Consider the following 12,824-nt stretch of genomic DNA (forward strand, 5'->3'; position numbering starts at 1 on the left):
CCTGATTTAAAGTCATTGCACAAATGCGCAGTTTATCCAGCTCAGGTGGCTAACGATACTGAGACCATCAACCTGATGACTTGGAGCCCGCACCATGACCGCCGCCTGCCTTATGACCACCTACCAACCCTTGGCCCTGAGCTTCGCCCGTGGCCTGGGCACGCGTCTGTGGGACCAGCAGGGTCGCGAGTACCTCGATGCGGTGGCGGGTGTGGCGGTGACTAATGTCGGGCATTCCCACCCGAGCCTAGTGGCGGCCATCAGCGAGCAGGCCGGTCTGTTGTTGCACACCTCCAACCTCTACAGCATCGACTGGCAAAAACGGCTGGCCCAGCGTCTTGCGCAGCTGTCCGGCCTGGATTGCGCGTTCTTCAACAACTCCGGTGCCGAAGCCAACGAAACCGCGCTCAAACTGGCGCGCTTGCATGGCTGGAAAAAGGATATCGAAGAGCCGTTGATCGTGGTGATGGAGAACGCTTTCCACGGGCGCACCCTGGGCACCATGGCGGCCAGTGACGGGCCGTCGGTACGCCTTGGGTTTCAGCGCTTGCCGGGGAATTTTCTCAAGGTCCGGTTCGGTGACTTGGCCGCCATTGAGGCGATCACCCGGACCCACGGCGCACGTATCGCGGCTGTGTTGCTGGAGCCGATCCAGGGCGAAAGTGGCGTACTGCCCGCGCCGCCCGGCTATTTGCGTGGCCTGCGCGATCATTGCACCGCCCACGGTTGGCTGATGATGCTCGATGAGATCCAGACCGGCATCGGTCGCACCGGTGCGTGGTTCGCGTTCCAGCATGAAGGCATCGTGCCGGACGTGATGACCTTGGCCAAGGGCCTTGGCAATGGCGTGCCGATCGGAGCTTGCCTGGCGCGGGCCGGTGTGGCGCGCTTGTTCACGCCGGGCAGTCATGGCAGCACTTTTGGCGGTAACCCGCTGGCTTGCCGGGTGGGCTGCACGGTGCTGGACATCATCGAAGAGCAGGGCTTGCTGCACAACGCCGCGCAACAGGGCGAACGCTTGCTGGCGCGGCTGCGCGTGGAGCTGGCGGAACACCCCCAGGTGCTGGCGATTCGCGGGCAGGGCTTGATGATCGGCATCGAACTGGCCAACCCGTATCGCGACCTGGCCCAGCGCGCCGCCCAGGAACATGGGCTGCTGATCAATGTGACGCGGGGCAAGATCATCCGCCTGCTGCCGCCGCTGACCCTGGACGGCAAGGAAGTCGAGATGATCGTGCGGGCCATTAGCCGGTTATTGGATCAGGGCCATTGAGCCATTCTTGGTTGAGGGTTTCGGTGTCACCCAGGTATTCCAGCAACCACGCCATGGCCGGGGACAGCTTGTTCTGCGCCCAGGCCACGCAGGACGGGCTGGCGGGGAAGGGGCGGGTGAGTCGCAGCGCTACCAGCTCGCCGCGTTCGATCCACGGCGTCACTTGATGTGCCGGCGCCATGCCGACACACAGGCCGTCGCGCAGGCAATCGATGGCGGACGCCCAGTTGGGCACGACCAGGCGTCGTTGATTGTCCAGGGTCCAGGTATCGCGCTTGGGCAGGTTGCGCGACGTATCGGTCATGCACAGCGAAGCGAAGGGACGCAGCTGGTCGTCGTTGAGCAAGCCTTCGGCCCTCGCCAGCGGGTGTTCTGCGCTGACCACGCACAGCCAGTTCAACAGGCCCATGTCGCGGAAGGTAAAGTGGCTGGCCACCGGCACCGCGCTGGTGGCGCCGATCACAATGTCGGTGCGCTCGTCGGCCAGGGCATCCCACACGCCGTTGTACACCTCGTATTCCAACAGCAACTCCACCTCGGGGAACTGTCGATAGAAATCCAGCACCAGTTGCCGGCAGCGTTGGGGCTTGACGATGGAGTCCACTGCCACCTTCAACTGGCCGCTCCAGCCATTGGCCACCTGCTGGCACAGGCGCCGCGTGCCGAGCATTTTCTTCATCACCCCCCGGGCTTCGTCGATAAACAGGCGGCCGGCGGGGGTCAGTTCCACGTCACGGTGACGTCGCACGAACAACGGCACCGCCAGCCATTCTTCCAACTGACGCACCGTATAGCTGATGGCTGACGGTACGCGGTGCAATTCCTGAGCGGCGGCGCTGAAACTGCCATGGCGAGCCACTGCGTCTACTACGTCCAGAGAATATTCGGACCACATGGCTATTGCCTTCAAAAATATTGATAAGAGTGCCCAATTATTATCGCTTCACACATAATTTATCAGCTTCATAATGGGCGCTAGTCAGCAAATAGTTTGATGGCAATGTCAGCAAGGCTTCAATGAAAAATTCGTTTGGTTTCACCGGGTATCTAGCGGGCCTGAGCATGCTCGGTTATCTCGCCATGGACATGTACTTGCCGGCGTTCGGCGCCATGGGCGAGCACTTGCAGATCAGCGCGAGCGCAGTTGGCGCGAGCTTGAGCGTATTTCTAGCCGGTTTTGCGCTGGGGCAGTTGATTTGGGGGCCGCTGTCCGACCGGCTAGGACGCAAGCCAATCCTGCTCGCGGGCCTGAGCCTGTTTGTGCTGGGCTGCGTCGGGATGTTCTGGGTCGACAGCGCTGCGCAACTGCTGGCCCTGCGCTTTATCCAGGCGGTTGGGGTGTGTTCCGCCGCCGTGAGTTGGCAAGCACTGGTGATTGATCGCTACCCCGCCGATAAGGCTCATCGCGTATTTGCCAGCATCATGCCGTTGATGTCGCTGTCGCCGGCTTTGGCGCCGTTGTTGGGAGCGGTGGTATTGAATCATCTGGGCTGGCAGGCAATCTTCGGCGTGCTGTTGGGTGTGTCGCTGGTGCTGCTGGTGCCCACCTTGTTCCTGCGCAGCGTGCCGAAACGGCTGACACAGGCGTCGGCACGTTTGGGTTATGGGCAGTTGCTCAAATCGCGGGTGTTCAGCGGCAATGTGATGATCTTTGCCGCGTGCTCGGCCAGTTTCTTCGCTTGGCTGACGGCTTCTCCTTTTATCCTCGGCGGCATGGGCTACAGCCCTAACGATATCGGTTTGAGTTATGTACTACCGACCTTGGCGTTCCTGATCGGCGGCTACAGCTGTCGCAGCGCCTTGCAGCATCTGCCGGGCAAAACGTTGCTGCCGTGGCTGTTGCTGGCCTACTGCGTGAGCATGGGCGCGCTGTACCTGGTTGCCACGTTGACCGTGCCGATCCTGACCACCTTACTGATTCCGTTCTGCCTGATGGCGCTGTGCAACGGTGCCAGTTACCCCATCGTGGTGGCGAATGCGCTGATGCCCTTTGCGGAAAACTCCGGCAAGGCCGCAGCGCTGCAAAACACCCTGCAACTGGGCTTGTGCTTTGTGAGCAGCCTGCTGGTGTCATCGATGCTCGAACATCCGCTATTGATCACCGTGATCGTGATGCTGGCGACCGCGCCGCTGGCGGTGTTGGGATATTGGCTGGCCCGACCGAAGGCCAATCGCGCCGAGCTGATGACAGAGCTGAATTGAAAGAACACTTGCGTAGCGGCTGCCCCACAGCCTGCAAACTGTTTATGCCTGGCACACCGCAGTGTCTGGAGACAGGGCCGCTTCGCGCCCCAGCGCGGGGCAAGCCCGCTCACCACAACTTGCGGGGGGCTGCTTCCTTGTGGGGAGCAGGCTTGCCCTGCGTTGGGCTGCGCAGCGGCCCTAATGGCTGCGAATGCGGTGTGTCTGACTCACAGCAGCACCCGTGATTAAAAGGTGATTTCCATATTCACGGTCGGCGTGGAGGTGCGGCTGCCGCGCCCGCCGTCCACGCCGAATTTGTTATGCCAGTACTCGTAACCCACGCCCAGGTACAGGTTCGGTTTGACGCTTTTGCCCGGTCGCACGGCCACCATCAACGCGGTGCGCATCAGCGCTTCGGCGGCGGTGTCGCGGCCGTGGTAGTCCTCGCCTTTAGCCCCGACGTAATTGATGAACCCTTGGAATTTCGCCCCATGGTTGGCGATCTCGAACGGGCGCATCCACGTCAGGTTAAGCATGTAGGTGTCGTCGAAGGTGTGGTCGGATTCCTGGGCGCCGGGAATGCCAGTGTGGTTGCGCTCCTTGTAATACAGCAGGCTCAAGTCCAATACGCCGACAGTATTGAATTTCACGGTCGGGCCGATCACCAGCGCGCGTTTCTTCGCGGAGGCGAAGTTGTTATTTCGGTTAGCGTCGAAGCCCAGGGTCAGGGCGTAATCCTTGATCGCACCCGTGCCCAGCGGCCTGTCGAATACCCGCGACGCATAGAGCTGGTGCCGGTACACCGCGTACACCTCGCTGCCGCCGTGATCGGTGCCCTTGCGCGGGTCGCGGCTGTCGGACAGAAACACATCCAGGTTGAGGAAGTTGCTGCCGTACCGGTAGCCGCTGGCGTGGGTGAAGCTGTAGATACGCTTGCTGAATTCATCGGGGTTGTTCGGGTTGGTGAACTGCTGGCCGTAGCGAAATCCTACGCTGTTGTTCATCCACTCCACCGCGACAGCCTCCCCGCCGCCCAGCAGAGTGAGTGCGACGGTAGCGCCCTGTAATGCCTTTTTCATTGTTTTTGTGTCCTTTGGCGTTGCGGCTCATCACGGCCGAATGGTTTTTGTAACGCCGGCGGAGGGTATCTTGTCTGAATGATTGTATACAACTCTATGGACATACAGTCATAGGATTGCATACAGTGGCCCCACAACAAAAACAGAGAACCCCTCACCATGACTACCCCGAAGGCGTCACCGCAGCGGCCAGAAGATGAAAATCTCGGCGTCGCAGCCAATATGGCTTACGGCCTGCAGCATGTACTCACCATGTACGGCGGCATCGTCGCCGTCCCGTTGATCGTCGGCCAGGCGGCCGGCTTATCGCCGGCGGATATCGGCCTGCTGATCGCTGCGTCGCTATTTGCCGGTGGCTTGGCGACTCTGCTGCAAACCCTTGGCCTGCCATTTTTCGGTTGTCAGTTGCCACTGGTGCAAGGCGTGTCGTTCGCCGGTGTGGCCACCATGGTGGCGATCGTTGGCAGTGACGGAGCGGGCGGTATACCGGCGATCCTGGGGGCGGTGATGGCCGCGTCCTTGATCGGGCTGCTGATCACGCCGGTGTTCTCGCGGATTACCAAGTTCTTTCCGCCATTGGTCACCGGTATTGTCATCACCACCATCGGCCTGACCCTGATGCCCGTCGCGGCGCGCTGGGCCATGGGTGGCAACAGCCGCGCGGCGGATTTCGGCAGCATGTCCAATATCGGTCTGGCGGCGTTGACCCTGGTGCTGGTGTTGCTGCTGAGCAAAATCGGCAGCGCCACTATCTCGCGTTTATCGATCCTGCTGGCAATGGTGATCGGCACGCTGATCGCGGTGTTGCTGGGCATGGCCGACTTCTCGGGCGTCGCCCAAGGGCCGATGTTCGGCTTCCCCACGCCGTTCCATTTCGGCATGCCGACCTTTCACATCGCCGCGATTATTTCCATGTGCATCGTGGTGATGGTGACCCTGGTGGAAACCTCGGCGGACATCCTGGCCGTGGGTGAAATCATCGACACCAAGGTCGATTCCAAACGCCTGGGCAACGGCCTGCGCGCCGATATGCTGTCGAGCATGTTCGCGCCGATTTTCGGTTCGTTTACCCAAAGCGCTTTTGCCCAGAACGTCGGCCTGGTGGCGGTCACCGGGGTGAAAAGCCGCTTCGTAGTGGCCACCGGCGGGCTATTCCTGGTGATTCTCGGATTGCTGCCGTTTATGGGGCGGGTGATTGCTGCGGTGCCGACGTCGGTGCTGGGTGGAGCCGGGATCGTGCTGTTTGGCACGGTGGCAGCCAGTGGGATTCGCACCTTGTCCAAGGTGGATTACCGCAACAACATGAACCTGATCATCGTCGCCACTTCCATTGGCTTCGGCATGATCCCCATCGCCGCACCGAGCTTCTACGATCACTTCCCCAGCTGGTTCGCGACCATTTTCCATTCCGGCATCAGTTCGTCGGCGATCATGGCGATCCTGCTGAACCTGGCGTTCAACCATTTCACCGCCGGCAACTCGGACCAGCAGTCGGTGTTTGTCGCGGGGACAGAACGCAGCCTGTGCTTCCACGATGTGGCGGCGCTGCGGGATGGGGATTACTTCAGGGGCGGCAAGCTGTTTGATGCCGAGGGCAAAGAGATTCCGCTGATGGCTGAACCGGCAAGGCAGCCATCAAAGCCTGAGACTTCCGAGGTGTGAAGGGGGGGAGCAAGCCCGCTTGCTCCCACACTCAACTCAACCTGCCTTGAGTGTTGCGTGCGGTACTGCGCACGCCTCATCCAAAAACTTCACCACAGTCCCCATGCACGCTTGGCGTTCTTCCACATGGGGCATGTGGCTGGAGTCCTCAAACAGCGCCCAGCGCACATCGGCGATCTCATCCAGGAACGGCTTGACCACCAGCGGTGTGGCCTCGTCGTGGCGGCCGGAGATCACCAGGGTTGGTACGTTGATCTTCGACAAACGGCCAATCGATTTCCAATCCTTCAGGCTGCCGATGACGTGGAACTCGGTGGGGCCGCTCATGGCGTGGTACACCGTAGGGTCCGAATCGACCTGGGCAAAGGTGCGGGCCACTTCTTCCGGCCATGGGTTGACCCGGCACACATGCTGGTCATAGAAGATCCGCGACGCGGCGAGGTATTCCGGGTCTTGGTAGGTGCCGGCGGCTTCGTGTTTAAGCAAGGTTTCGTGCACGCCTTCAGGCAGCAGTTTGCGCAGGCGATTGGCTTCGCTGACCCAGGTACGCATGCAGGTCGGCGAGTTGGCCGGGATAAACGCGCGCAGGCCCTTCGGCTGCAGGATCGCGTGTTCGCTGCCAAGCATGCCGCCCCAGGACTGACCCAGGATCGCGTAGTTATCGCTGATCTGCAGGTGGTCCAGCAGGTTGTTCAGCTCGGCGAGGAACAGTTCGACCGTCCAGAAGGACGGATCTTTGTCGGGCAAATGGGTGGAGCGGCCGTTGCCGAGTTGATCGTAATGGATCACGGCATGGCCACTGGCCGCGACGTCCTTGAAGGCGTCGACGTAGTCATGGGTGCAGCCGGGGCCACCGTGGATGATCACCAGCGGCGTGCGGCCGCTGTTCAGGTCTCCGGTGACGCGGTACCAGGTCTGGTAGGCGCCGAACGCCGCATACCCTTCGCGGATTTTTTCGATGAATTCCATTTCGTACCCTGCTCTTTGAAAAAAAGGATCAGGGTCACGATAAGCCGCCGCGCACATTTAGGTAACTAGCAAAACAGCTAGGTTTTATCGGTGGATCAGTCTTCCAGCAGGCGGTAATGGGTAGCGCGCACCACGGCCTGTACGCGATTCTTGGCCCCCAGTTTGTGCATCGCCGAGGCCAGGTGCAGGGTCACCACGGCCAGTGAACGGCTCAACTGGGTGGCGATTTCCGCCGCGGTCAGGCCTTCGGCGGCCCATTTGAGGCACTCGCGTTCGCGTTTGGTCAGGCGGATATGCGGGTAGCTGCGCAGTTCTTTGCCGAACAGCGGGTAGGCCGCTTCCTGCAAGGCATGGGTGATCAAGCTGAAATCCGCCAGGGTGTGTTGCGCATCCTGCAGCACCGTGCGGGTCTTGCCGACGCGCAGGCCGGTCAGTGAGGCAAAACCGCCTCGGGGCAAATGGATCGGCACACTGACCCCGCAGGTCAGTTGCTGGTCGTGCAGGTAGGAAGACACTGGCGCATGGCAGGGGTCCATGACCTTTTTAAGCGGGGTATCGGCTTTGACGTCGTAGGACCACACAAACGGCGACACTGTGCTCAGCGCCAGGTGCTGCACTGGATCGATCTGATAGAAGCCTTCGCTGCACCATAAGGCGTGCCAGTCCTGCGGGGTGTTGCGCAGTTCCAGCACCGAAGGGGTGATCAACGCGCCGTTTTGGTCCATCGGCACCGGTGTGTAGTCATACACCAAGGCGTCGAAGCCCAGTTGCCGGGCGAGGATGAAAGTGTTGTCCATCTGTTCATCCAGGCTCCTGCCCGGCATCAGACGGTCGTTGAATGCAGTTAGCTTGGTCAGCATCCGTTCTGCTCCCGTTTTCATTTGAATCTCGACTTGCGCCAAGTAGAATGCCACGCCCCGGCGAAGGACTGCCAGGCCAAACCTATAAGAAATACTAGGTTATGGACGCACGGCATCCTCGGTAGTGTTGGCCTGATAAACGGCCGCTACCTGCCAGGCCGATACAACACAAGGAATGTATGCATGTGGCGTGAAATTGCCCCCGACCAGCGGTACAACGTGCAAGTCGATGGCCATAACCTCGTGGTCTACAGCTTTGGCCAGGGCGATGAGGTGCTGTTGTGCCTCAATGGCGGCCCCGGCCTGCCGTGTGACTACTTGCGCGACGCCCATGGCTGGCTCAAGGAGCATAACCTGCGAGTGGTCGCATTCGACCAGCTCGGCACGGGGGCATCAGCCAGACCGACCGATGTTTCCCTGTGGGAAATCCGCCGTTATGTCGAAGAAGTCGAAACCGTGCGCCAGGCCCTGGGCCTGGGCCGCGTGCATCTGCTTGGCCATTCCTGGGGCGGCTGGCTGGGCATCGAATACGCCATTCATTATCCCGACGCGCTCAAAAGCCTGATCCTGGAAAACACCGTCGGCGATATCCCGCACCTGTCCCAGGAACTGGAGCGCCTGCGCGGTGCCCTGGGCAGCGAAACCGTGGCCATGATGCAACGCCACGAAGCCATGGGCACCCTCGACCACCCGCAGTATCAGGCCGCGATCACCTTGCTCAACTATCGCCATGTGTGCCGTCTGGACGAATGGCCCGAGCCGGTCAAGCGCTCCCTCGGCGACTGGAATATGGGGCCTTATGAAACCATGCAGGGCCCCAACGAGTTTCTCTACGTCGGCAACCTCAAGGATTGGAACCGCATCCCTGAAATGGCCGACTTCACGATGCCCATGCTGATCACCACCGGGCAGCACGACGAACTCACGCCGGCCTGCGCCATGCGCATGAAAATGGCGGCCCGGCACGCCGAATTGCATGTCTTCCCCAACAGTAGCCATATGCCGTTCTACGAAGAACCCCAGGCATACTTCCCGGTGCTGTTGGACTTTCTCGCTCGCCATCGAGGCTGACGGATGAACCTGGCGCGTTACCGTTTCGTGCTGTACCGGCCGCTGCAACTGCTGCCGGTGCTGTTTGGCATCAGCGTGATCACGTTCGTGCTGGTGCGCTCGATTCCCGGCGATCCGGCGCGGGCGCTGCTGGGTTCGCGCAGCACACCCGATGCGCTGTTGAAAATCCGCGCCCAGTACGGCCTCGACCAGCCGCTGTGGCTGCAATATTTCTACTTCCTGAAGAACCTGCTCAAGGGCGATCTCGGCCAGTCGCTGTTATACAAGGTCGATGCGCTGAAACTGATCGTGACCCGGATCGAACCGACCCTGATGCTGGTGCTCGGCAGCGTATTGCTGGCGCTGCTGATCGCGCTGCCGCTGGCCAGCGTGGCCGCGCGGCATAAGGGCGGCTGGGCGGATAATCTGATTCGTGTCTTCACCACAGTCGGCCTGGGCATGCCGGCGTTCTGGCTGGGCTTGATGCTGATCCTACTGCTCAGCGTGCAATGGGGGCTGTTCCCGGTCTCCGGCTACGGCCGTACCTGGCTGGACAAGGCGCACCACATGGTGTTGCCGTGCTTGACCATCGCCCTGGCGTTGTCGGCAGTGCTGGTGCGCAACCTGCGTGCGAGCATGTTGATGGAGCTGCAGGCCGACCACGTCACCGCCGCCCGGGCGCGTGGGCTGTCGGAGGCGGCAGTGTTTCGTCGGCATGTGTTGCCCAACTCCCTAGTACCGGCGGTCAACTTGCTGGCGGTCAATATTGGCTGGCTGATCAGCGGCACGGTGGTCATCGAAAGCCTGTTCGCCATTCCCGGCATCGGCCAGTTGCTGGTGCGCGGCATCTTTACCCGCGATTACATGGTGGTGCAGGGCGTGGCAATGGTGCTGGCGTGCGCTACCGTGCTGGTCAATTTCGTCGCCGACCTGGTAACCGTCGCCCTCGACCCACGGGTAAAAATGCAATGAGTAGCCGCCCCCTGATTGCCCCGTGGCGCCTGCGGCTACGATTCGGTTTGCGCAATGGCCGGTTGACGGCCGCGTGGGGCCTGCTGGTTTTAGGCGTGTGGCTTGGCTTGGCGCTTTTTGCGCCGTGGATCGCGCCGTACGATCCGATTGCGCAGAACACCGATCTAAGCCTGTTGGCGCCCAGTCTGGCCCATCCATTTGGCACGGATAACTACGGTCGAGACATTCTTTCGCGTGTGATCTGGGGCGCGCGTATTGATCTGCAATTGGCGGTGGTCGGAGTGATCTTCCCGTTTCTCATCGGTACGTTTATCGGTGCGGTCTCGGGCTATATCGGCGGGCGTTTTGACAGCGTGTGCATGCGCGTGATCGATGTGATTCTGGCGTTCCCGTTCCTGGTGTTGATGCTGGCGATCATGGCGATCCTCGGTCCGGGCCTGAAGAGCTTCTATATCGCCATGGCGCTGGTGGGTTGGGTGTCTTACGCGCGGTTGATCCGCTCGCAGATCCTGGTGCTTAAGGAAAGCGACTTCGCCTTGGCCGCCAAGAGCCTGGGCTTTGGCCACGGGCGCATCCTGTTTCGGCACCTGCTGCCCAATGCGATGTTCGGCTCGATTGTGTTTTCCATGTCCGACGCGGTGCTGGTGCTGCTCAATGGCGCAGCCGTGAGCTACCTGGGCCTGGGGGTGCAACCGCCGACAGCCGAGTGGGGCACTATGGTTGCCGAAGGCCAGGCGTTTATCACCACGGCGTGGTGGATCTGCACTTTTCCCGGCCTGGCCATCGTGACCCTTGCCATGGGCTTCAGCCTGCTGGCCGACGGTGTGGCGCAGATCCTGGGGGACCGCTCATGAGCCTGTTGCAGGTACGCGACCTGAGCGTGATCGCCAACAACGCCGGGCATGACGTGACCCTGGTGGACCGTGTCTCGTTCGACCTGGCCGAAGGCGAGATTCTCGGCCTGGTGGGCGAAAGCGGTTCGGGCAAGACCATGGCCTGTCGCGGCCTGATCCGCCTGTTGCCATCGCCCAACCTGCGCGTGCAGGGCGGCGCGGTGCGCCTGGCCGGTCAGGACCTGCTGGCCATGGGCGAGGCCGACATGCGCGCGGTGCGCGGCGGGCAGTTGGGCATGATTTTCCAGAACCCCAGCAGCCACCTGGACCCATTGATGCGCATCGGTGAGCAGATCGCCGAGGGCATTCGGTTGCATCAGGGCGCGTCGAAAAAGGACGCGCGTCGTCAGGCCGTCGAGGTGCTGCGGCAGGTCGGCATTCCCGATCCGCAGGCCCGCGTCGACAATTACCCCCACGAATTCTCCGGCGGCATGCGCCAGCGCGCGATGATCGCCGTGGCACTGGGCTGCAACCCCAAGGTGCTGATCGCCGACGAACCGACCACTGCCCTGGACGTGACCGTGCAGGCGCAGATTCTGCGTCTGTTGCTGGACCTGCGCGACCGGCGCGGCTTGTCGATCATCATGATCACCCACGACCTCGGCGTGGTGGCGCAAACCTGCGACTCCATCGCAGTGATGTATGCCGGGCGTTTGTGCGAGCACGCCAGCAAGTACGAGGTGCTGGCGCATCCACAGCATCCGTACACCGCCGGCCTGATCGACTGCCAGCCGGCCCATAGCAGTGGCCACGCCTTGCTGCGTACCATCCCCGGCCAGCCGCCGTTGCTCGACGCATTGCCCGCCGGGTGCCGCTTCAGCCCGCGGTGCCCGCAAGTGGGCGCGTTATGCACCGAGCAGTTGCCCCATGGCGCGCGGGTGGCGTGCCACTACCCCTTGGGAGACCGCCCATGAGCCTGTTGCAGATCAAGGACCTGGAAGTCCGCTTCGCGGCGTCCGGCAGCGGCGTGTTCGGGCTGAACAAGCAGTGGGTGAGGGCGGTGAACGGTGTGTCGCTGAACCTGGCGGCCGGCAAAACCCTGGGCCTGGTGGGCGAGTCGGGCAGCGGCAAGAGCACCCTGGGCCGGGCGATTCTGCACCTCAACCCCATCAGCGCCGGGCAGGTGCTGTTCGATGGTGTCGACATGGCCCACGCCAGCGCCGTCGACATCACGCGCCTGCGCCATGAAACCGCAATGATCTTCCAAGACCCGTACGCCGCGCTCAATCCACGGCACAGCATTGGCGAGACCCTGGCCGAAGTGTTGCGGGTGCAGCGCAAGGTCGCCGCGTCGCAGATTCCGGCGCGGGTCAATGAACTGCTCGACCTGGTGGGCCTGCGACCTGAACTGGCTACGCGCAAACCCGGTGCTCTCAGCGGCGGTCAATGCCAACGGGTCGGCATCGCCCGCGCGCTGGCGGTGGAGCCGCGTTTGATCGTCGCCGATGAATGCGTGGCGGCGCTGGATGTGTCGATCCAAGGCCAGATCATCAACCTGCTGCTGGAACTGCAACAGCGAATGAACCTGGCGATCCTGTTTATCGCCCATGACCTGGCCATCGTGCGGCGCCTGTGCGACCGCGTGGCGGTGATGTATCTGGGCAAGATCGTCGAAGAAGGGCCGGTGGAAGCGGTGTTCAGTGCGCCGCGTCATCCGTATACGGCGGCGTTGATCCAGGCGATTCCCGAGATCGACCCGCAGCGGCCATTGCCGGCCGAACCCCTGCCGGGCGAGCCGCCAAGCCCACTGAATTTGCCGACCGGCTGCGCCTTCCACCCCCGTTGCCGGCATGCGCGGGCAATGTGTTCCGTGGCGTTGCCGCCTACCCATCACCTGCACGAGCATCGGTACAGTTGCGTGCTTGAAACGCCTTTGCTTTAA

At 61.9% G+C, this 12,824-nt stretch carries 12 protein-coding genes; 8 read left to right on the forward strand and 4 right to left on the reverse strand.

Going from position 1 to position 12,824, the window contains the following annotated elements:
- Positions 1-94 precede the first annotated feature (94 nt).
- Positions 95-1,273, forward strand: coding sequence for an aspartate aminotransferase family protein (locus tag YA0848_RS03625; RefSeq protein WP_034112486.1), 1,179 nt, complete (start codon positions 95-97; stop codon positions 1,271-1,273).
- On the opposite strand, the gene punR is transcribed toward YA0848_RS03625, so the two are convergent.
- Positions 1,245-2,168, reverse strand: coding sequence for a DNA-binding transcriptional activator PunR (gene punR / locus YA0848_RS03630; RefSeq protein WP_034096516.1), 924 nt, complete (start codon positions 2,166-2,168; stop codon positions 1,245-1,247). The two genes, YA0848_RS03625 and punR, sit on opposite strands and share 29 nt — an antisense overlap.
- A gap of 122 nt (positions 2,169-2,290) precedes the next feature.
- Here punR and punC point away from each other — a divergent pair, with 122 nt between their 5' ends.
- The gene (punC, locus tag YA0848_RS03635) at positions 2,291-3,475 is read left to right on the forward strand and encodes a purine nucleoside transporter PunC (protein ID WP_169903456.1); all 1,185 of its coding nucleotides are present in this window, start codon (positions 2,291-2,293) and stop codon (positions 3,473-3,475) included.
- A 227-nt stretch (positions 3,476-3,702) separates the two neighbouring features.
- On the opposite strand, the gene YA0848_RS03640 is transcribed toward punC, so the two are convergent.
- Positions 3,703-4,536: a nucleoside-binding outer membrane protein gene (locus YA0848_RS03640; protein ID WP_034137430.1), complete on the reverse strand. Its 834-nt coding sequence runs from the start codon at positions 4,534-4,536 to the stop codon at positions 3,703-3,705.
- A gap of 159 nt (positions 4,537-4,695) precedes the next feature.
- On the opposite strand from YA0848_RS03640, the gene YA0848_RS03645 reads away from it, so the two are divergent.
- Positions 4,696-6,198, forward strand: coding sequence for a nucleobase:cation symporter-2 family protein (locus YA0848_RS03645; RefSeq protein WP_034096519.1), 1,503 nt, complete (start codon positions 4,696-4,698; stop codon positions 6,196-6,198).
- 36 nt (positions 6,199-6,234) lie between these two features.
- On the opposite strand, the gene YA0848_RS03650 is transcribed toward YA0848_RS03645, so the two are convergent.
- On the reverse strand, positions 6,235-7,167 hold the full coding sequence (locus tag YA0848_RS03650; protein ID WP_034096520.1) for a proline iminopeptidase-family hydrolase: 933 nt from the start codon (positions 7,165-7,167) through the stop codon (positions 6,235-6,237).
- A 95-nt stretch (positions 7,168-7,262) separates the two neighbouring features.
- Entirely contained in the window at positions 7,263-8,027 is a 765-nt protein-coding gene (locus YA0848_RS03655; RefSeq protein WP_034112490.1) for a LuxR family transcriptional regulator, read from the reverse strand.
- Positions 8,028-8,210: 183 nt separating this feature from the next.
- Between YA0848_RS03655 and YA0848_RS03660 the strand changes: the two genes are divergently transcribed.
- From YA0848_RS03660 to YA0848_RS03680, 5 genes are read left to right on the forward strand one after another with little or no spacing between them, the layout of a single operon-like run.
- The gene (locus tag YA0848_RS03660) at positions 8,211-9,098 is read left to right on the forward strand and encodes a proline iminopeptidase-family hydrolase (RefSeq protein ID WP_034096522.1); all 888 of its coding nucleotides are present in this window, start codon (positions 8,211-8,213) and stop codon (positions 9,096-9,098) included.
- A gap of 3 nt (positions 9,099-9,101) precedes the next feature.
- The gene (locus YA0848_RS03665) at positions 9,102-10,049 is read left to right on the forward strand and encodes an ABC transporter permease (RefSeq protein WP_034096523.1); all 948 of its coding nucleotides are present in this window, start codon (positions 9,102-9,104) and stop codon (positions 10,047-10,049) included.
- Positions 10,046-10,903 carry an ABC transporter permease gene (locus tag YA0848_RS03670; RefSeq protein WP_169867527.1) on the forward strand — a complete coding sequence of 286 codons (858 nt, stop codon included), beginning with the start codon at positions 10,046-10,048 and terminating at the stop codon, positions 10,901-10,903. The genes YA0848_RS03665 and YA0848_RS03670 overlap by 4 nt, the downstream gene beginning before the upstream one ends.
- A complete protein-coding gene (locus YA0848_RS03675) occupies positions 10,900-11,856 on the forward strand; it encodes an ABC transporter ATP-binding protein (protein WP_040266097.1) in 957 nt (318 codons plus the stop codon). The genes YA0848_RS03670 and YA0848_RS03675 overlap by 4 nt, the downstream gene beginning before the upstream one ends.
- A complete protein-coding gene (locus YA0848_RS03680; RefSeq protein ID WP_169903457.1) occupies positions 11,853-12,824 on the forward strand; it encodes an ABC transporter ATP-binding protein in 972 nt (323 codons plus the stop codon). The genes YA0848_RS03675 and YA0848_RS03680 overlap by 4 nt, the downstream gene beginning before the upstream one ends.

This window comes from Pseudomonas sp. S4_EA_1b (assembly GCF_016307435.1).
GTDB classification, from domain to species: Bacteria; Pseudomonadota; Gammaproteobacteria; order Pseudomonadales; family Pseudomonadaceae; genus Aquipseudomonas; species Aquipseudomonas rhodesiae.

Bases quoted from the DNA above. Each gene is read 5' to 3' on its own strand.
- YA0848_RS03625 (WP_034112486.1), top strand. From the start codon at position 95: ATGACCGCCGCCTGCCTTATGACCACCTACCAACCCTTGGCCCTGAGC.
- punR (WP_034096516.1), bottom strand. From the start codon at position 2,168: ATGTGGTCCGAATATTCTCTGGACGTAGTAGACGCAGTGGCTCGCCAT.
- punC (WP_169903456.1), top strand. From the start codon at position 2,291: ATGAAAAATTCGTTTGGTTTCACCGGGTATCTAGCGGGCCTGAGCATG.
- YA0848_RS03640 (WP_034137430.1), bottom strand. From the start codon at position 4,536: ATGAAAAAGGCATTACAGGGCGCTACCGTCGCACTCACTCTGCTGGGC.
- YA0848_RS03645 (WP_034096519.1), top strand. From the start codon at position 4,696: ATGACTACCCCGAAGGCGTCACCGCAGCGGCCAGAAGATGAAAATCTC.
- YA0848_RS03650 (WP_034096520.1), bottom strand. From the start codon at position 7,167: ATGGAATTCATCGAAAAAATCCGCGAAGGGTATGCGGCGTTCGGCGCC.
- YA0848_RS03655 (WP_034112490.1), bottom strand. From the start codon at position 8,027: ATGCTGACCAAGCTAACTGCATTCAACGACCGTCTGATGCCGGGCAGG.
- YA0848_RS03660 (WP_034096522.1), top strand. From the start codon at position 8,211: ATGTGGCGTGAAATTGCCCCCGACCAGCGGTACAACGTGCAAGTCGAT.
- YA0848_RS03665 (WP_034096523.1), top strand. From the start codon at position 9,102: ATGAACCTGGCGCGTTACCGTTTCGTGCTGTACCGGCCGCTGCAACTG.
- YA0848_RS03670 (WP_169867527.1), top strand. From the start codon at position 10,046: ATGAGTAGCCGCCCCCTGATTGCCCCGTGGCGCCTGCGGCTACGATTC.
- YA0848_RS03675 (WP_040266097.1), top strand. From the start codon at position 10,900: ATGAGCCTGTTGCAGGTACGCGACCTGAGCGTGATCGCCAACAACGCC.
- YA0848_RS03680 (WP_169903457.1), top strand. From the start codon at position 11,853: ATGAGCCTGTTGCAGATCAAGGACCTGGAAGTCCGCTTCGCGGCGTCC.